Annotated in this window: 16 protein-coding genes; 8 read left to right on the top strand and 8 right to left on the bottom strand. The window is 47.8% G+C overall.

The window, feature by feature from the left end; genetic code table 11:
• The first annotated feature begins 50 nt into the window (after positions 1-50).
• Positions 51-1,394 carry a glycosyltransferase family 4 protein gene (locus PKOR_RS09145; RefSeq protein WP_235337505.1) on the top strand — a complete coding sequence of 448 codons (1,344 nt, stop codon included), beginning with the start codon at positions 51-53 and terminating at the stop codon, positions 1,392-1,394.
• Here PKOR_RS09145 and PKOR_RS25150 read toward each other — a convergent pair.
• Entirely contained in the window at positions 1,388-2,629 is a 1,242-nt protein-coding gene (locus PKOR_RS25150; RefSeq protein WP_162488653.1) for a lipopolysaccharide biosynthesis protein, read from the bottom strand. The two genes, PKOR_RS09145 and PKOR_RS25150, sit on opposite strands and share 7 nt — an antisense overlap.
• A 509-nt stretch (positions 2,630-3,138) precedes the next feature.
• Between PKOR_RS25150 and PKOR_RS09135 the strand changes: the two genes are divergently transcribed.
• The 3 genes from PKOR_RS09135 to PKOR_RS09125 all read left to right on the top strand — a co-directional run bounded on the left by PKOR_RS09135 (position 3,139) and on the right by PKOR_RS09125 (position 6,304).
• Entirely contained in the window at positions 3,139-4,563 is a 1,425-nt protein-coding gene (locus PKOR_RS09135) for a PSP1 domain-containing protein (protein WP_071843128.1), read from the top strand.
• A complete protein-coding gene (locus tag PKOR_RS09130) occupies positions 4,556-5,035 on the top strand; it encodes a gliding motility lipoprotein GldH (protein WP_046310283.1) in 480 nt (159 codons plus the stop codon). Before PKOR_RS09135 ends, PKOR_RS09130 begins: the two co-directional genes overlap by 8 nt.
• A 174-nt stretch (positions 5,036-5,209) precedes the next feature.
• Complete coding sequence (locus tag PKOR_RS09125; RefSeq protein ID WP_046310282.1) at positions 5,210-6,304, top strand: endonuclease/exonuclease/phosphatase family protein; 1,095 nt, start codon at positions 5,210-5,212, stop codon at positions 6,302-6,304.
• A 74-nt stretch (positions 6,305-6,378) separates the two neighbouring features.
• Here PKOR_RS09125 and PKOR_RS09120 read toward each other — a convergent pair whose 3' ends face one another.
• Positions 6,379-6,570, bottom strand: a complete 192-nt coding sequence (locus PKOR_RS09120) for a cold-shock protein (protein WP_046310281.1) — start codon at positions 6,568-6,570, stop codon at positions 6,379-6,381.
• A gap of 462 nt (positions 6,571-7,032) precedes the next feature.
• Entirely contained in the window at positions 7,033-7,320 is a 288-nt protein-coding gene (locus tag PKOR_RS09115; RefSeq protein WP_046310280.1) for a hypothetical protein, read from the bottom strand.
• Between PKOR_RS09115 and PKOR_RS25240 the strand changes: the two genes are divergently transcribed.
• The gene (locus tag PKOR_RS25240; protein WP_046310279.1) at positions 7,319-9,118 is read left to right on the top strand and encodes a hypothetical protein; all 1,800 of its coding nucleotides are present in this window, start codon (positions 7,319-7,321) and stop codon (positions 9,116-9,118) included. The genes PKOR_RS09115 and PKOR_RS25240 overlap by 2 nt on opposite strands.
• Positions 9,119-9,219: 101 nt before the next feature.
• On the opposite strand, the gene PKOR_RS09105 is transcribed toward PKOR_RS25240, so the two are convergent.
• From PKOR_RS09105 to PKOR_RS09085, 5 genes are all read right to left on the bottom strand, one after another.
• Entirely contained in the window at positions 9,220-10,095 is an 876-nt protein-coding gene (locus PKOR_RS09105) for an SDR family oxidoreductase (RefSeq protein ID WP_046310278.1), read from the bottom strand.
• 165 nt (positions 10,096-10,260) lie between these two features.
• Positions 10,261-10,680: a TonB-dependent receptor plug domain-containing protein gene (locus PKOR_RS09100; protein ID WP_235337410.1), complete on the bottom strand. Its 420-nt coding sequence runs from the start codon at positions 10,678-10,680 to the stop codon at positions 10,261-10,263.
• 268 nt (positions 10,681-10,948) lie between these two features.
• Positions 10,949-11,794, bottom strand: coding sequence for a hypothetical protein (locus PKOR_RS09095; protein WP_046310276.1), 846 nt, complete (start codon positions 11,792-11,794; stop codon positions 10,949-10,951).
• A 206-nt stretch (positions 11,795-12,000) separates the two neighbouring features.
• Positions 12,001-15,945: an AAA domain-containing protein gene (locus tag PKOR_RS09090; RefSeq protein ID WP_046310275.1), complete on the bottom strand. Its 3,945-nt coding sequence runs from the start codon at positions 15,943-15,945 to the stop codon at positions 12,001-12,003.
• Between the two features lie 25 nt (positions 15,946-15,970).
• Positions 15,971-16,429: a GNAT family N-acetyltransferase gene (locus PKOR_RS09085; protein WP_235337383.1), complete on the bottom strand. Its 459-nt coding sequence runs from the start codon at positions 16,427-16,429 to the stop codon at positions 15,971-15,973.
• Between the two features lie 143 nt (positions 16,430-16,572).
• Here PKOR_RS09085 and PKOR_RS09080 point away from each other — a divergent pair, with 143 nt between their 5' ends.
• The 3 genes from PKOR_RS09080 (at position 16,573) to PKOR_RS09070 (ending at position 18,549) form a co-directional block, all read left to right on the top strand.
• Complete coding sequence (locus tag PKOR_RS09080) at positions 16,573-16,920, top strand: hypothetical protein (RefSeq protein ID WP_046310274.1); 348 nt, start codon at positions 16,573-16,575, stop codon at positions 16,918-16,920.
• Positions 16,921-16,977: 57 nt separating this feature from the next.
• A complete protein-coding gene (locus PKOR_RS09075) occupies positions 16,978-17,337 on the top strand; it encodes a hypothetical protein (RefSeq protein WP_148561652.1) in 360 nt (119 codons plus the stop codon).
• A 123-nt stretch (positions 17,338-17,460) separates the two neighbouring features.
• Positions 17,461-18,549, top strand: a complete 1,089-nt coding sequence (locus PKOR_RS09070; RefSeq protein WP_046310272.1) for an alpha/beta hydrolase family protein — start codon at positions 17,461-17,463, stop codon at positions 18,547-18,549.
• Positions 18,550-18,570: the final 21 nt, after the last annotated feature.

Raw genomic sequence — 18,570 nt, 5'->3', positions numbered from 1 at the left:
TACCAAATTTACTATAGATAGCCTTCACCTAAACTTTTCGCAAAGATTTGGTGAAGGCTATCTATATCAATCGAAATTATATTATTGTTTTAGCGAACTGGCAGCTTATATACTACCTTTCTACTTTCAAGTCAGAGCGTCTTGATAGTAAATCGATATTAATAGAGCAATACTACCTAAACAGAATGAACGTATTTGTGATCCCCTCTTGGTTTCCCTCTAAAGATCATCCTGTTAGTGGTACGATGATAAAAGAGCAGACAGAAGCATTTTGTCAATACTACCCGTCTGTTAATGTAGGCATCAGTGTTTGGGGACAGCAGGATGAGGATTTCCTTTTATGGACAAAGCACCACATCAAAAATCTTTGGAAAGTTATCAAAGCTAATACTACACCCTATCAGACTAGTCTTCTTTCTAATCTGAAAGTGTATCACAGGCCCACCTTTACATGGACTAGAAAGATACTAAAGGGTAATCTTAAAGGAGTTGTCAAATCAAATATTGAGAACTTAAAGAATTTTGAAGCAGATTTTGGACCTGTCGATGTTATTCATGCCCACGTAGGGTTTCCTGCGGGCCTGATAGCCATGGAAGTGGCTGAAAAACGTAATATACCTTTTTGCCTTAGTGAGCGCATGGGTCCATTTCCATGGCCACATACTTTAAATAAGGAAGGTAAGCTATTGGCCTATTATAAGCAGCCGTACATTAAATCTGCTGTGAATATAGCTGTCAGTCCATTTCAACAAGAGGTAATGTATAAGCAGGGAATTATGAATACGGTAATGATACCTAATTTTGTTAACGAGAATATCTTTGCACCGGCTTCAGTAGCAAATGTCAATACAGATGCCTTTACTTTCTTTTCCCTTTCATATGTTGCACCCAATAAGGGAACTGATTTAGTGGTGTTTGCTGCAAAGGAATTACTGCTGAAATATAAGAACATCAATTTCAGGATAGGGGGAGATGGACCATTTCTAGATCATTGTAAAGAGTTAACATTTTCTTTGGGTATTGCAGAAAATTTTACATGGCTGGGAGAACTAGATAGAAAAGCTGCGATACAAGAATTTCAAAGTTGCAACGCTTTTGTACTGGCTAGTCAATATGAATCTATGGGCATAGTGTATGTAGAAGCTATTGCATGCGGTAAACCAATAATAGCTACACGATGTGGAGGTCCAGAAACAACCGTAAATTCTATAAATGGCCTTCTAGTAGAGAAAGATAATCCCGTAGAGCTATCTAAAGCTATGGAGTATATAGTCGTGAATAGGGAGAAATACAGCAGTAGTAACATCAGAGAGGACTATCTTAGGCACTTTTCTATACAGGCTATAGCTCCTAAATTATATGACCTTTATAAAGAAATTATACAGAATCATTGAGTATTAACCTTGCACCTTTTCTTGTTGATCAGGACGAAAAAAATTACCCCGGCTACAAGTACTACAATGGATATCATCACCTTAAACAAAATACCTCTATCAGCTATAAAGTATATTCCCAACAATAGTGCTACTGTTAAAGCTAATGAGACAACAGGATAAAAGTTAATAAGCTGTGACTGTTTAAAGCTCTTTAGTAGAAAACCGCTGTACCCCGTGTACATGAGGGAAACAAAAGTAGTAAAAGCTGCTGCTTCTATACCAAACAGCGGAATCAGAAGCAGGTTTAGTATTACATTTCCTACACCCGCTACAAAAGATATTTTCCAAAGCTGCTCCGTCCTCTCCTGGTAAAATAGCCTACTCTCTACCACTAAGTGCATTGGTTTATAATTGTACCCCATGAGAATAATAATGGCAAGTGGATAAGCTTGCTGCAACACATCATTTTTAATAAGTAGCTGAAAAATTTCTTTCATCCATAACGAAAGTAATGATGTTGTTACTAAAAATAGCCCTTGTAACGTAAAAGTTACTCGACGAATTTTCAATTGACTGTCATAGGCGGCTGTGCTTGCATATATCTGCATGTACATAGGACTAGCAGCCTGTACCACAGCATAAGAGGCTGCTGAAAAGTACAACCCAAAACTCGATGCAATGTTGTATAAGCCAATCCGCTGTACCGGTACACGCAGGACATCCATCACTAACCTGTCAGATACATCCAGTAGAAACACTGATAGGTGATGTGGGATAGAGGGTAAGCTTACTCGAAGTGAAGACTTCAAGCGGTACCACTTAAAATTAAGTATTGGCCAGAGCTTCTCCTGCCAATACACAGGATAAACATAAATTGTAAAACTAGCACATCCCCCTATAAAGCCGGAGTAAAACCACCCCATATACCCCAACTGTAGGCAAGCTATAAAATATATGTTTAAACCTATAGTTAAAGCTCCCACTACAAAAGATTGCACAGCTACAGGAAAAGGTCGCTGCTGTATTCGATATAAAAAGCCTCCAAAGAAAATCGTATGGTTTAGAAAAAAAGCCGGTACTACCTGTAGAATTATTATCTCCCACCTATCTTCTACAGCCTCGGCAGGTATTCCAAGGAAAAGTACTGCTGCAAGCACTGCATTATAAACGACAGACCACAATATAAAAAAACCATGCAACTGCCGCCACACCCACTTATACCGCGTTGGGTGCTTTACATAGGCGTTAGCCATTACCACGCTTAACCCTAGCGACTGTACAACACCCAATGCGGTTACATATGCTGTTACGACACCAGCCACACCATAGTCTGTGGTGGTGAGGTGAGGCGTAATGATGGGTAGCGCCAGAACTCCGGCTATGCGCGGTATTTGCGCAGCCAAGCCATAAATAGCCGCATGAGACAGTAACTTCCGAAGCATTCCTTAAAATTATACTTTATTTCCATGCCTGTCGCAATGCGGCACTTTTTTCGTAAATAGCCCTGTTGTTAACTACACAAGGGCACCAAAGGCCATAGGCTGTTGTTGCCTTACTTGTACTTTTAGGGGCTGCAAAAGCAAAAGCCTAAAAAATTAGTATATTTGTTAAATTACCTAATTTGAAAACAAGAATTAGCATAGCTATATAAGGAGATAAAATTGTGGGATGTAATTCATGTTCTAGTGGCGGATGCAGTACCGGCGTAAGCGGCTGCAAAAGCAACGGCGGATGCAGCACAGGTGGCTGCAACCGTTTAAACGTGTTCGACTGGCTCAGCGACATGGATATTCCAACGTCGTTTGAGGAGTTCGATATTGTAGAAATAAGATTCAAGGGAGGCCGTAAAGACTTCTTCCGTAATATAAACCGCCTGGACTTGACAACCGGCGACGCTGTGGTAGTGGATGTACCGAATGGACATCACATTGGCTTTGTATCCTTGAAGGGAGAACTTGTGCGCCTTCAGATGCTCAAAAAGAAAGTGGATAACAATGAAGAAATCCGCAGCATCTACCGCATCGCGACTGAGCGCGACATGGAGAAGTTCAACGAGGCCCGCGATCAGGAAGGCACCACCATGTACCGCAGCCGCGAGATCATCCAGATGCTCGGGTTGAAGATGAAGCTTTCGGATGTAGAGTACCAGGCTGATAAGAGCAAGGCAACCTTCTACTACTCAGCTGATGACCGCGTAGATTTCCGTGACCTGATCAAGAAGCTGGCCGAGGAGTTTAAGATTCGCGTAGAGATGCGCCAGATAAGCCTACGCCATGAGGCAGGCAGACTGGGTGGCATTGGCTCATGTGGCCGTGAGCTTTGCTGCTCTACCTGGCTTACTGACTTTAAGAGTGTGTCTACCACAGCGGCGCGTTACCAGAACCTGTCGCTTAATCCAAGCAAGCTCAGCGGTCAGTGCGGCCGCTTAAAGTGCTGCCTCAACTATGAGCTAGAGACGTATATGGAGGCCCTGAAGGATATTCCAACTGTGAACCGCCCGCTGCAGACACAGCAGGGCGACGCTATACTTCAGAAGACCGACATCTTCAAACGTATGATGTGGTTTGGCTATAAGGGCGATAATAACTGGTACCCGGTGCCGGTAGAGCGTGTGCAGGAAATTCTGGAGCTCAATTCTAAAGGTGTAGCCGTAGAGGCCCTTCTAGTTGAACCAGTAGAGGAGCCAAAGCAAAACGAGTTTGTAGCACAGGTAGAGGGTAACTTGGAGCGACTGGACGAAAAGTTCAAGAGCAAAAAGAAGAAGAAAAAGAAGAAAAAGAAAAAGGGAGCCGACGCCGCTACTACGCAGCCAGAGCAAGCTCAGCAGCAGGAGAAAGCTGTTGAAGCGCCTCAGCCAAAGAAAGAAAAGCAAGAACGCGTTCAGCAACCTCAGGATGGTGAGCTGCAGGAGCAAAAATCTCGTAAGCAGCGCCCAACACGCAACAGAAACAAAAATAAAGAAGGCCAGGAAGGCAATGAGTCACGCGAAAACCGAGAACCAAGAGAGCGGCGTGAACGACGTGAGCCAAGGCCAAAAGCTGAGGTACAAGCATCTGGAAGCACTCCTGAGGGAACAGTTCAGTCTCAGAACGGCAACAATGAGCAGCGCCCTAAAAAGCGTTCGCGAAAACCGTTCAGAGGCAAGAAACAAGACCAAAGCAATAAACCACCACGCAACGATGCATAAAATTGTAAGGATGTGGGCAGTAGCACTCGTGCTACTGTTTACTGCCTGCGACCCGGCAAGGGTATATGAGCAAAACGTAGATTTGCCTGAAGGCAATTGGCAAATAGACAATGCGCCTGTTTTTGAATTTGAGATTCAGGATACTACACAGGTATACGATGTGTACTTTAATGTGCGCTATAACCTGAAGTACGACTATTATAATTTGTACTTACGCCACCAATTGGTTGGTCCTGACAGCACGCAGGTTTCATCAAAGCTACATGAGGTGCTGTTGATGGATTCTAAAACAGGAAAGCCTCTTGGTAACGGCTCCAGCGACATCTACGATTTACAGGCTCTTGCTATCGACAATGTAAAATTCGAAAAGCAAGGCAAGTATAAACTGAAGCTTACCCAATACATGCGTCGCGACCCTCTACCAAACATACTGGCTGTAGGTATACGCGTAGCTACCGATAAAGCAGAATAATAAGCTTTACAATTAAAATAAAAAGACAGCCCCGGCAGCCCATTTGGTAGTTGCCGGGGCTGTCTTTTTACACCCTATCTTTTTCCTGCTAAAGAATGCAAAAAAGTTGCACAGGCAACTAATACCTTCGTATAGTAGTATGCAGAAGCACCCCATTTAAAGCACTCTTACTACATGCAAACCACACTTGTCATACTTGGTTTTATTTTCACCCTTTTTTCCTTTTTGCCTCTTATTACCTCCCCTCTGTGGTGGATCAGAATACTAGATTTCCCGCGACTTCACGTTGCCCTGTTGTTGTCTATCATTTTAGCTGCTTACGTGGCAGTTTATGGTGTACAGAGCACATCTGAAATTGTGATGGTAGTCGTATGGGCGCTAGCCATACTTAATGAGTTACGCTACATCATTCACTTTACGCCTGTTGTTAAAGTGGAGGCTCTTCGCACAGAGAAGGCAAATCCAACCAATGCATTCACATTGATGATCTCGAATGTGCGGATGGTGAATCAGAAATATGACAAGTTTCTGGAGCGGGTATTAGAGGCTAACCCGGATATGCTCATCATGAATGAGCCTGACCAGGCGTGGCACGACAGTGTGTGCAAAGTATTGGATGAGCGGTACCCTTACGCTATAAAGAAGCCGCTGGACAACACCTACGGCATGCTGTTCTGGAGCAGAAACAAACTGCATGATAGCGAAATCAGGTACTTGGTAGAAGATGGAATTCCATCTTTCTATACCGTTATAGAATTACCTAGCGGCGATAAGGTCAGCTTATTTACAGTACACCCACAGCCACCGCGCCTCATGCTGAACACGGAAACACGAGAGGCCGAATTGCTGTTGGTAGCCAAAGAGGCGAAGAAAGCACCCTATCCTGCCGTAGTAGCCGGCGACTTGAACGATGTAGCCTGGTCAAAAACTACAAAGCTGTTTAAGGAGATTAGTGGCCTGATAGACCCTCGTGTAGGCAGAGGTTTTTTCAACACCTACAACGCCTTTGTGCCTTTTTTTCGCTATCCCTTAGATCACGTATTTTATGATCCGGTGTTCAGGCTGGTAAGCTTACGCCGCTTACCTAAGTTTGGCTCTGATCACTTCCCTATTATGATCACCCTAAGCTTTGAGCCTCAGCGGGAGCATGAGCAGGTACATCCAAGAGCGGACAAGGAGGATAAGCAGGAAGCAAACGAACTGATACAGGAAGGCTTGGAAAAAGGTGAGGAACGTAATCAGGAGAAGCAAAATAGTAACAGTCAATAATCAAAAAACCCGCCCAGTTTCCTGAGCGGGTAAAAGACTTTTACAATGCCTGTCGGCTATTGGTAGCTTATAACTTAGATTCTCTCTACGTTGATAGCGTTCAAACCTTTTTTACCATCTTTAACCTCATAAGATACGCGGTCATTCTCGCGGATTTCATGGGTCAAACCAGTTTGATGCACGAAAATGTCTTGATTGGTTTCATCGTCAACGATGAAGCCAAATCCTTTAGATACGTTAAAGAATTTTACTTTACCTGTCTTCATTGTGATAATAATTAATAATATGAGCAAAGGTAAGTATAACTTCTGGATTAGCAGCAAACATCCGGATAAATAAATAACGAAATAATCATCAGGTACTTACCGCCTCACTTAAGCCTATCACTTCCGTTTCTGACTTATCTTCTGCTGTACAGATAGCTGGTAGAATTCATGTATTTGAAGCTGTCGCTACTGTATAATATCTCGCTTCTACTGTGGTAGTTTACGGGTGCAACACTGCAATATAGCAATAACCATGTGTGGTATGGTTCGTATAGTTAAAACGTTCTGTTACACATAAAAAGGCCTATTATCACGTAATCTTTTACAGTAACGGCAACTTAAATCCGACACCAGAATCGAATACCCACTGGTCTCGGGAAGTGCAAATGAGGGTACTAACAAACTTAATAAACGTCAACTATAAACTAGGGAGATCAGAACTATGAAAGAAACTGAGAAGAATCAAAACTCGGACCAGACATCCAACAATATGTCGGGCGGCTCCTCCAGCAGCTCAAGTCCAACATCATCTACTTCATCGACATCAGATAGTACAAAGAATAGCTCATCTGGCAGTTTGACTTCAGCTACAGGCAGCTCCAGCTCATCACCAAAGAGCAGCTCCACAGGCAGTAAGTCTACTACTGGTTCAACTTCTAAATCATCAACTACAAAAGCTAAATCTGGCTCATCATCTAAAAAAGAAGGTAAATCAACCAGCAGCACTTCGGGTAAGTCAGACAGCAACATGACTGGCAGTACATCAGGCTCAAGTTCCGACAGCTCTTCTGGCTCAGACCGCAGCAGCAATCTATCAGACTATGGCAACTATGGCTCCATGTCTGGCAGCACTTCTCAGGGCAACCAGGGTGGCTACGGTAACCAGAACTCTGGTAACCAAAGTGGCTATGGCAGCCAGGGCGGTTATGGCTATGGTTCCCAAAACAGCAATTATGGCGGCCAGAGCGGCTATGGTTATCAGGGCGACTACGGCTCTTCATCACAGGGAGGTGGCATGAACCGCGGCTCTGGCATGCAGGGGGGTTATAACCAAGGCTCTAGTGGTATGCAAGGTAACTACGGTGGCCAAGGCGGCTATGGCGGTACAGGAAACTATGGTAACTCAGGAGGTGGCTATGGCTCGTCTCAGGGTTCAGGTAGTGGCTACGGTGGTTCAGGCTCTTCCGGAGGATATGGTTCTTCAGGTGGATACGGATCACAAAGAGGCTCTAACTATAACTATGGTTCCGGCCAAGGCTCAGAGGGCGGCTTTAACTATGGCAGCCAAGGAGGCATGGAAGGCAACCGCGTGAGATATCAGGACCAGGACTTTGGTGCTAGCAGAGGAGGTATGCAAGGTGGCTATGAAGATAGAGAAGGCGATAGACAAGGTGGCATGATATCAGGTGGCACGTCAGGTGCTTTTGGTACACAGGGCAACTCTTCGCAGGGTAGTTACGGCAGCTACGAAAGTGGCCTGAGTGGTAACTTTGGTAACCAAGGTGGTGGCTATACCAGCCATAACCAAGGTTCTAGCCGTTATGGCAACCAAGACAGCGGCTCTGGCTACGGCTCTAACCGCGACCAACAGTCTAGCTATGGTGGATCAGGCTCTATGAGTGGTTCAGGTTCTATGGGCGGACGTCGCTCTCAGGACCGCGACAACGATTATGGCATGATGAATGACCAGGGCGGTATGGGCCGTTACAGCCAAGGCGGACAAGGTGGCCATGGTTCACAAGGCAACTACGGATCATCTTCTCAAGGTTTCGGCTCACAGGGAGGCTATGGGCAAGGTGGCTATGGCTCATCTGGCAGAAGCGGCTACGGCAGCAGTGGCCAGCAAGGCGGTGGTTATGGTATGACCGGCTCCGGCCCGGGCAGATCTAGCTCACAAGGTAACTACGGCGACCGTGACCGTTATGGCTCAATGGGCTACGGCTCTAGCAGAGGCATGAGTGAGTATGATCAGGATGATCGTGGCTCTCAAAGAGGCTGGGACTCTCAGAGCTCTATGCAGGGTGGCTACGGCAGCCAGGGTGGTTATGGCTCAAGAGGCGGATCTTATAACGATGAGTATAGCTCAGATCGCTCAGCCAGATACGGTTCGCAAGGCAGCGACTATGGCCAAGGCTACAGCGGTGGATCCAGCTATGGCTCACAAGGCAGAATGTCGTCTGACAGAAGCAGCGGAGGCTATGGCGACAGCAACTCCAGCAGTGGCATGAGCGGTGGCTATGGCTATGGCTCAGGTAGCGGTAGCCAGGGCGGATACGGCTCTAGCAGCTCAAACCAAGGCGACTACTCTAGCCGTTACGGACAAAGCGGCTATGGTCAGGGTGGCTACAACCAAGGTGGCTATGGCGGCGACCAAAGCCGTTATGGTTCTATGGATAGCAGCACCTCTTACTATAGCGACAACCGTGGCTCTAGCTCACGTGAGAACTATCGCGGCTATGGCGACCAAGACTCAAACTCTGGTAGAAACCGAGATCAGGACAATTACCAGACTCGCCGAAGTGACCGTTACCGCAACCTGGATGAATAGATATAGCTGATAAGCTAAACACATAAGAAGTCCCCTCCTGAAAACAGGAGGGGACTTTTGTTTTACTCGCTTTGGAGGTTCAGTCAGGTATAGATCAGGCCTTACACAAAGCACTCTTTGTGGTCTTGCAGGAACTGCCGCATGCTATGAGGCCTGCGCCCGGCAACCTTCTCCACTGTATCAGTTGTCTTGTTGGATTTACCTGCTCTTTGCACGCTGTACAGCTCCACTAGGGCATCTGCCATCCAATCAGGAGTGCCGTGGTCTGTCAAACCCTTTTTAGCAGCAGCATCCGGCACATCGATAAAGTCTATCTGGCGGCCAGTCACCTCACTCATCAGCTGCGCCACTTCATAATTCGACAGCGACTCCGGCCCAGTAATATCGTACGCCTTTCCCTCATGACCTTCACTTGTCAACACTTCTACGCCTACGGCAGCAATATCACGGGCATCCACATAGCTTACCTTCCCATCGCCGGTAGAACCGTAGAACTTGCCTTCCTTCTTTATACTTTCAGTATTGTAGTGGATGTAGTTCTGCATAAAAGACGCAGGGCGCAGAAAAGTATACTTCATGCCGCTGCTTTCAATGTACTTTTCTATCTCACGGTGCCAGCGGCCCAGTTGTATACCTGGCTCAGCATGTGCGCCCAAAGCCGATAGCTTTACAATATGCTTCACTCCAGCTTTTCTGGCTTCATCTACCAGTGTCTTGGCCATTTCTATCTGGTCAGAGGCAAACGGAGTGATCAAAAAAACTTTATCTACGTGCGTAAAGGCTGCATGCAGCGAGTCTGGCTCCTCAAAGTCCATTTCCACAATCTCCACTCCTGGCAAGCGCTTCAGGTTTTCTCCTTTGATAACAGAATGTACTCCTGCCCGCACCCTTATGTCGCCATCCACCATGGATAGTTGCTTCACTACCTCACGACCTACAGTTCCTGTGGCACCTGTTACTAATATTGTTGTATGCATAGTTTTATCTTCGTAATTCTTTAAAATTTAACTAGAGCGTCAGGAAAAAGGTTGTACCGTAGGTGTGTACCGGAGCTAAAAACAATGCGGGCTACCCTATTTAGATAGCCTGCATTGCTAACAAAGTGCTTTAAATTTATCTACTTCTTAGTCATTGCTCTTTCCTCAGCAGCCTTTATTTTGGCCTCCAGGTCGCACCAATCGTAAAGGTGGAATGTCTCGCGTTAGGGTTTTGTTTACCTCCCCTGTCTGAATCATATCCGAAGGGATCAGGTCCATCTGCACACGGAGATTACCGCCCTCAACTGAAGGAATGCGGTCACCATTCAGGGTTACGGAGTTTAACTCAGGCGCCATAGCACGGATAATGATGTCGCAGGCCTCGCCCTGATCATTCTGCATGGTAACGCCCGGAATACGCTTTACTGCATCGCCTATGTTGGCATCCTGAAAGCGGCCAATCTGGTCAGCCGACACCACGGTGATGTTTGGGTTATTGCGCTGCTGGCTCAGCGCTTTGGCCTGGCTGCGCAGCCGGTCGCCCAGCACCACCACTTCCTGGCCCATTACTCCTTCTTCTTCCAACTCTACTTTTACTTCGTGAGTACTACCAGCCTGCACTTCTATCTGGCAGCCTTGTAAACAGGACTAGTAAGAGAGAAAGTAATGGTTCCTTCATACTGCTTCTTCTCTTGTTTATGTTGTAGCAAGATTAAGCAGCATAAATTACCTCAACATTAAGTTGAGATTATATAAGCATCACGGGCAGGTCATTTAGATATTAACAGACACACATATAACTGCACATCACCCTGTTAAAACTCATACTTCAACTATGGAATGATGCTCCTTGTTAATTCTTCCGAAGTGTAAGCTGGAAAACCTTGCCGTTCTCGTTCGTGATAAGGAGTTGGTTTTCTGAAATATAAAGTATGGCCTCTGCTTGTCCGGTTTTACCTGCTGCCAAGCAGTAGTGCCTTCCGTTCAGATTGATGTTGCCACCTTTTACCTCGAACAGGTATACTCTGCCATAGCCAAGTATGGCAAACTGCTTGCCGCTTGGAGAGAGTGCCGCGGCAGTAGTCATAGCTTTAACAGGCATCTGCTCCTGCAACCTTGCCTGGTGTGTGCCTGGCTGCGCCGGCAAAGTATAAAGCTTAAGCTGCTTTTCATTACCCCGGCTCTTAGTGAAGAGGTACAGCGAGTCCTGGTGGTAGAAAAAGGCCTCTAAATCGAAGTGTTGATTGTTTTTATCAGGCGGAAAAGCAGTTTGATCCTCAAAAGAGAAGTATAAGGTACCCGCCAATGTATAATCTGCTTTATTTAAGATATAGATACGCAGATCGCGGCGGGTGTTCTGATTATTGCCAAAGTCACCGATAAAGAGCTGCTCATCGCTCTCGGCCAACTCTTCCCAGTCACGGTTTTGCAGCTCCAGCGGTAAGGTTTGCAGCAGCTGCCCTTCCAGATCAAAGCTGTGTAGTACTGCAGGTGTTCCGCTATCGCCGTGGGTCCAGAAGGTACTATCAGGAGCGTGGGCAAGTCCAGAGCTTTCCTGTACCGGCTCATCCAGCCGCGCTATATTCTTCAGCTTATACTTGAAGTCAGGTTTCTCAAAGCCGCTGTGCCGCCTGTCTGCCCCACACCCGCAGAATAGGGTTTGGAGATAGATGTAGACGGTGAAGATTTTGTAGAGCACAGACTGTAGTTAGAAAGTTAGCTTTAGTTAGAAGGTTAAAAATTTAGAAAGTTTGTACGGGGCGTGGTGCAGAAAGTATAAAAGACTACAACTTCTGTCACAGACGCCGATCTGTACTTGCTGAACTTTCAAACCCAAAGTTTGCTTTTACAAAGCTTAGCCCAAGTTGGCGCTTACTCCAGAAATACCTTTACCTTTCTAACCCTCTAACTTTTAAATTTTCTAACTCCTTCCACCGTCTTCTCCGGCTTCTCCCAAAGCTGACGACTGTAAACACGTTTATAGGGCCAGTGGCGCTGCTGCAACAGCTGCGGTATATCGGCATGCGAGTGACGTACGGAGAGAGCACTGTAGTATAAATCGTCATCCGTGAGCACTACTCCTTGGTAGGCGGCACTCTTTACCCACGTCAGGTCCGCAAAAGGCACTTCCTGCTTCAGGTTTAGTACCTGCTGTGCCAGCACCTCTTTCAGCAGTGGCACCTGGGCTGGCATACTTTCCTGCTTAGGCATATACTCAAAATAGCGGCGGCTTACCTGCTGCGCATAGTGCAGGTAGTCTTTCAGCACCTTCGGACCGGCGTGCAAAGTATTCTCCACCTGCAGTTGCTCTGCCCTAATGCTGCTTACCACCACCACCTGTTGTTTCGCGCGGGTCACGGCAACGTTCAGGCGGTTTTCGCCTCCGGCCTGGTTCAGGCTACCGAACTGCATTGCCATTCTACCTCCTTCATCCGGGGCATAACCCACCGAAAGTATAATCACCTCCTTTTCATCGCCCTGTATGTTTTCGATGTTCTTTACAAGCACTGAGGCTGGCAGAGAGATGTTTTGCTGTTGTGCTGCTTCCTCCAGCAGGTATTGCACCAGCATTTGTTGGTTATAGTTGAAGGTAATGACGCCTACCTCCTCCTGCCCTGCCTGCAGGTGTTGTAGTACCAGCTCCACTACCCGCTGCGCCTCCAGCAGGTTCTGGTTGTCCTGCCACAGCCCGTGCACTTTAACGAAGGTAATAGCCGGCTGGCGGGCATTGGCATCCTGCAGCTCTGGTATCAGCTCCAGTTTGTTTTTATAGAAGTAGCGGTTCGAGAACTCGATAAGCTCTGGATAGCGGCTGCGGTAATGTTGCGTGAGCATGGTCTGCGGCAAGTATAAACCGCACAGTTCGAGCAGAGACTCTGCCGACAATTCCTCTACTTCGTCTTCCCCCTCTGCACTACTCCAGCGGGCACGGTAAAGGTCGGAGGGTTTCAGCTGCTGCGCATCACCGGCTACCATAACCTGTTTGCCACGTAACATGGCAGGTATGCCTGTTTCCGCATAACACTGCGAGGCCTCATCGAAAATCACCAGGTCAAAGCAACGCTCCAGTGGCAGCACCGCCGACACCGTTTCAGGTGAGGCTAACCAGCAAGGTACCAGGTCCAGCAGCTCTTCCGAAAACATCGCGAACAACTTGCGGAGCGGGTACAGGCTACGCTTCTTGCTGACCTGTGCGTGCAGTCGACGGTAGGTAACGGGGTTACCAAGGCGGTTTACCTCGATATCTTTATAAGCCTGCTCCCGAAGCCGCGACAGCACGATTTCCTGGCTCAGCTCCTGCTTTTGCTGTAACAGTTGCTGCAGTTCTACTTCTAACCGCTCCAGTTCTCCGTTGCTCGGCATACGTAGCTCTGGGTGCTGCCCCTCCAGTTCGTGCAGCCAGGCCAGGTACAGGCTGTTCAGGAAGAGCGCTTCTCCCTCCCCGGCTGTTTTTATACTTTGGCTAAGCAGCAGTTCCGCTACCTTTCGCTCTGGCGCGGTGAAGGAGGTTAATAATGCATCGAAGGCCACCAGGTGTTCGAACACCTCCGGTAGTTCCTGCAGCAACGCTTCTTTATACTTTCCGTCCTGCGTTAGTCGTGTAATCTGGCCCTCTGTAAGCCAGGTTTGCCAGGATTTATACTTTTCTTCGGCTTCGTTTATACTTTGTACCAGGCGCTGCAGGTGCTCCGGCAGCTGCACAATACTTAACAGCTTCTCGTGGAGTATTTGCTCTTTGTGCAGTTGCCGGAGCAGCTTTTGTACCTGTATGGCCTCCTCTACTGCCTTAAGCCGTTGCAGCACCTCGCTTGGATGTTGACTAATTTTCAAGCCTGCTTTTATACTTTGGTTGATGCCCTGCATGAGCTCTACTGACTGTTGCCGTAGTTCCAGTCGCCGCTGCAGTTCTCCTACTCCTGCCTCATCCAACTCCAGTTTATACTTGCCCAGTGCCCTTTTAAGCAGCTGCTTTTCTGGAGCAAAAAACCAGGCAACACGCTTGAGCAGTTGATTTTGCTGTTCCTCATACTTGGCAACAGCGGCTCGTACAGAGATAAGATCCTCGGTGGCAATAGCAGCATCTGGAGCAGGACAAACCAAATACAGCTCCTTTAGCTGCACCAGCTGCTTTTGCAACTCCTTTGGCTCCGCCTGCCGCTGCAGTAAGGGCTGAAGCGCCTGCAAGACATCCTCCTGCGCCAGCAACTCCTGCAGCACTTTAACTCTCCCCAAGGCTGCGGTATACTTTGGCAGGTCGCCCAGGGTGAAAGGGTAGCCGCCCAGGTCGCTGATTCTCCTTTCTAGTTCCCTGTTTTCCTCTGGCAGCGCCTGGATTACGTTTTCCAGTTCCTGCCTCTCCTGCCAGGTATAGCCTTGCATGTTTCTACGCTCCTTCCACACAAAATCCTCCTTCTGCCAGGGAATAGCTCTGTCTAAGTACTGGCGCAGACGCGGCAGAAACTCAGCCACCGTCTCTGCTGTCAGGCTTTTGTAGTATGGATTGAGCGGGATGTGCGGCTGTTGCAAGCTGCTGCGCAAGTATAGCTCCTTCGGCGACCAACCACAGCGGCTCATGTCGAACAGGGCTGTTTTAAAGCTTTGTAGCTTTTCTAAGTTCTTGTTAATGCCACGGCTCACCTCCAGAAAGGTGCGGTCGGTGTAGATGCTGTTGAGCGCAAGGTTCTGCTTTTTATACTCGTCCAGCTGCTCTATCTGCTCGCGCAACTGATTGAAGATAGCTTTTCGGTCGGCGTTAATGTCGTGCACCAGGGCGGCAAACGTACCCAGCCCCTGCCGCGACAGCCGCTGGTGCACTACATCCAGGGCAGCTCGCTTTTGACTAACCACCAGCACCTTCTTGCCCCTTGCGGTAAAGTCAGATACTAAATTACAGATAAGCTGCGATTTGCCCGTGCCCGGAGGTCCTTGCACCACCACCGACTGCCCCTGCTTTACCGCCTGCAGCGCCGCCTCCTGCGAGGCATCCATGGCAAAGGCCGTAAAAGTATGCTGCGCCTGTGTACTCAGGTTTGTACTTGCCTCGGGCGTACCGAACAGCTGCTCCATTTCCTGCAGCTCCCCTTGCTCCAGCAGGGCATCATAATCTGTGAGTAAATAAGAAGCTGTCTGCGGGAATATACCCAGCACAGCCTCCTGCTCCAGGTGCAGCTGCCCCGGCTTCAGTTCCGTCTCGTAATCAGCTTTTTTATAGTCTGTAAAGCGTTTTAGTTTATCTGTGAAAAACTCACGGCCGGCATTTATACTTAGCTGATGCTCTTTCAGCAGTTCATAAACTTTAGTGCGAAACTCCAGCGGATGCTGCGGCAGTGTGCTTAAGTCCAGCTCCACTAGCTCCTCGGCCAAAGGTGTTTCCATATAATGCGCGTAGGCCAGCAGAAAGCTCTGGTTAAACTGTGGCGGCTGCGCCTCATCGGGTTGCAGCTCCCACTCCTGTGCCGCATTTACCTGCAGCTTCACAGGAAAGAACAGCAGCGGGCTACGCACGGCCGTACCGTCCGAGAACTTGCCATGCACAAAGGGCCAGCCTAAGTATAACTCCCTGCTACCACGCTCCTCAAATATCATCTCGGCCTTGCGCTTGATAAAACGCAGGCGCCGACTCACAGCAGCTACAGGTGCATGGCGGCTGTCGGCATATGGACTCAGCGTAATCTTCTTTTTGCCACTCAGCAGCTTTCCAAGCACATCAAACGCCGGCTTACCATTCACGAAATCCAGTGCCTCTACATCCAGGTGCAGCTCTCGGTACAGGCGCAGCAATACCAGGGCTCTGTTGCTGGAGCCAAGGTTCAGAAGTCTACGCCTGTAATTTTTGAGGATGTCTTTCATGATAATACTGTACTTTCAGCGCTTTTTAGCGAGGCAACTGCATGTGCAGTATCGGGTATGGTTTGCCCATGCCGTCTACCTCTGAGCGGCTAACAGTACGGAAGCCAAAATGCTCATAAAAGCCTATTGCCTGTTCGTTTTGTTCGTTTACGTCCACAGCATTTGCCTGCAGCGCATCTACAGCATATTGCAATAGTTTTTTTCCGATGCCTTGCCCCCGGCTCTCCGGGTGGACAAATAGCATCTCCACTTTACCCTCGGCAGTACCAACAAACCCGGCAATGCGCCCATTTTCGTCTTTTACATAACGCAGCTCTACCTGCTGCAGGTACTCATCCCGCACCAGCGGCTTATAAAACAGTATATCTTCCTCTGTCAGAAAATGATGCGTTGCCCGTACCGATGCCTCCCATACTTCTGTAAGGAAAGCATAGTCTTCTGGCCTCGCCGTATAAACCTGCTGCTGTACCTGCATTTGCTGCATTGTGTTATTACTGTTACTGCCTCGTTAACGAAAGAAGCTTGCCGAAAGTCTAGACAAACAAAGCAAGTTAGTATGATTTAGCAAGAGTTGGAAACGAGTTGCTGAGGCAGAAAGCACTAACTTGCTGCACTTTTACTTTTGTGATGTTAGCTTCTATTCTTACTGCCGTTATTTTCTTTCTGCTGGCCTTGTTGTTTCCGCACAAGCCAAAACCTGTAGGGGACTATGATAAGCTGATATTCTTGAATGAGTATAAGTACAAGATTTACGAGATCTTCTCCATTATTCCCCTTTTCTTCTTTACAGGCCTTATCTGCTATATCTTTTACCTGCTTGGCAACGATGTGCAGGAGCTCTACTTCCGTGGTCGGTCTTTAGATTTTGCAATATACCCACCTGAATCTTTTTGGTTAGTACCTGGTCTTTGCTTTGGGCTCGGACTGATTATGCCACCAATCGAGCTCCTGTACCGCCTCGTGCTTCGGGACTAGTATGATGTATACATAGAGTTCACCAACCGGAAACATGGTATAGATGGGTATAAGGTAGTGCAGTTAATGTGTATAGGCAGCGTTATAGCCGGGGTTGTTCTGTCTGTCCTAGGCCTTGGTTGGTACAAAGAAATCATCGGGGACAAAATCATCATCAACGACTTCAATTCGCTGACACCGCAAGAGTACTCAATCCAAGATATTACTTCTATCACGCACTATACGCACAAACTGAATTCTAAAGGCGAAGTGGAAGCAGAGCCGCACTACAAAATTAGCTTCTCCGACGGCAGGGTGTGGGATACTTCAGACAATTTTCATGAGGCGAGCCAGGAGAAGTATACCGCTGTTGTTCAGCACTTCACCTCAAAATCTAACCTGAAGGTGCGGTATCAGGATGTAGATACTGCTAACTAAAAACCAGTGCCACCTTCTTTGTTTTTGCCCTCTGCCTGGAGCTTAGCGTAACATTTTTATCAGGATACAGTTCTTGTAAAAGTACAGCCAACTTATACCTTTGTGCCCGCTAAAACCATTCTGATGAAGAAAAACTCTCACCCGGTTAAACTTCTGCTTCCTTTGCTGCTAAGTATTCTGTTCACGGCCTGTAACAGGGACAAACCTATCCCTCCTATCGAGCCCTTGGAAGGATACACCACCACCAAACAATACCCCGGCAATGTGGGCGACGAAAGCCTTGAGGACTGGAAAAAGGAGCTGAAGGATATTGAAGTGGTGCAGATAAAGTCTACAATGGATGGCAAGGTAGAGCCTGCTTTGTTCTATGCCTCTGAATCGAGCCGCAAAAAGCCGCTGCTGGTGCTGTTGCATAGCTGGAGCAGTGGATACCTGCAAGTGCCGTCTATTCCGTTTGCGCTTTGGGCCGAGAAGTACGACTGGGCATTTATTCAGCCAAATTATCGGGGCATTTTTGAGCACCCTGAGGCAATGGCTTCAGATGCCGCCATTCAGGATATCGTGGATGCGGTGGATTATGCCATGCAGCATGCTGATATTGACTCTTCGCGAGTGTACCTGGTTGGTTCCTCGGGCGGTGCTATGACCGCACTGGTTACAGCCAGCCGCCACCCTGAGCTATGGGCTGGTGTTGCGGCTTGGGTCCCTGTTTTCGATATCCCGGAGTGGTATGATTTCAACCTATACTATCCGCACCGCAAGTATAACAAACAAATTATAGCCGCTTTGGGTGGTGAACCTCTTCTGGGTACAGCAGCGGCTGCAGAGGGGAAGAGGCGCAGTCCCAGTACCCATATTCACAAGGCTAAAGATGTCTCGATCCTCCTGGCTCACGGTATAAATGACCTGCTGGTGCCGCCAAGCCATTCCATCCGTGCCTTTAATATCTTAGCTGCTCCCGCCGATACTATTTCCAAAGAGGATATGGAGTACATTGTAAAGGAACAGGCCATACCAGAGAACCTGCAGGGCGAGGCCACCGATCCCCACTTTGGCGAGTCTGACCCGGAGGTGGTATTTAGTCGCGAATCAAATAACGTGAAGCTGGTGCTGTATGTGGGCGTGCACGACATGGCCTATAACTCCACTTTGCTATGGCTAAACGACCAGCAGAAGTCTCAACCACAGAAGGCCGTAACACAGGCAAAGTAAACCTTTGCACCAGTGCATCAA

The sequence above is a fragment of the Pontibacter korlensis genome (assembly GCF_000973725.1).
Lineage (GTDB): Bacteria > Bacteroidota > Bacteroidia > Cytophagales > Hymenobacteraceae > Pontibacter > Pontibacter korlensis.
This window is presented reverse-complemented; position numbering and strand designations above follow the sequence as displayed.

Excerpts from the sequence above, each read along its gene's own strand:
- PKOR_RS25150 (WP_162488653.1), bottom strand. The coding sequence starts at position 2,629 with ATGGCTAACGCCTATGTAAAGCACCCAACGCGGTATAAGTGGGTGTGG.
- PKOR_RS09130 (WP_046310283.1), top strand. The coding sequence starts at position 4,556 with ATGCATAAAATTGTAAGGATGTGGGCAGTAGCACTCGTGCTACTGTTT.
- PKOR_RS09125 (WP_046310282.1), top strand. The coding sequence starts at position 5,210 with ATGCAAACCACACTTGTCATACTTGGTTTTATTTTCACCCTTTTTTCC.
- PKOR_RS09120 (WP_046310281.1), bottom strand. The coding sequence starts at position 6,570 with ATGAAGACAGGTAAAGTAAAATTCTTTAACGTATCTAAAGGATTTGGC.
- PKOR_RS25240 (WP_046310279.1), top strand. The coding sequence starts at position 7,319 with ATGACTGGCAGTACATCAGGCTCAAGTTCCGACAGCTCTTCTGGCTCA.
- PKOR_RS09115 (WP_046310280.1), bottom strand. The coding sequence starts at position 7,320 with ATGTTGCTGTCTGACTTACCCGAAGTGCTGCTGGTTGATTTACCTTCT.
- PKOR_RS09105 (WP_046310278.1), bottom strand. The coding sequence starts at position 10,095 with ATGCATACAACAATATTAGTAACAGGTGCCACAGGAACTGTAGGTCGT.
- PKOR_RS09090 (WP_046310275.1), bottom strand. The coding sequence starts at position 15,945 with ATGAAAGACATCCTCAAAAATTACAGGCGTAGACTTCTGAACCTTGGC.
- PKOR_RS09085 (WP_235337383.1), bottom strand. The coding sequence starts at position 16,429 with ATGCAGCAAATGCAGGTACAGCAGCAGGTTTATACGGCGAGGCCAGAA.
- PKOR_RS09080 (WP_046310274.1), top strand. The coding sequence starts at position 16,573 with ATGTTAGCTTCTATTCTTACTGCCGTTATTTTCTTTCTGCTGGCCTTG.
- PKOR_RS09070 (WP_046310272.1), top strand. The coding sequence starts at position 17,461 with ATGAAGAAAAACTCTCACCCGGTTAAACTTCTGCTTCCTTTGCTGCTA.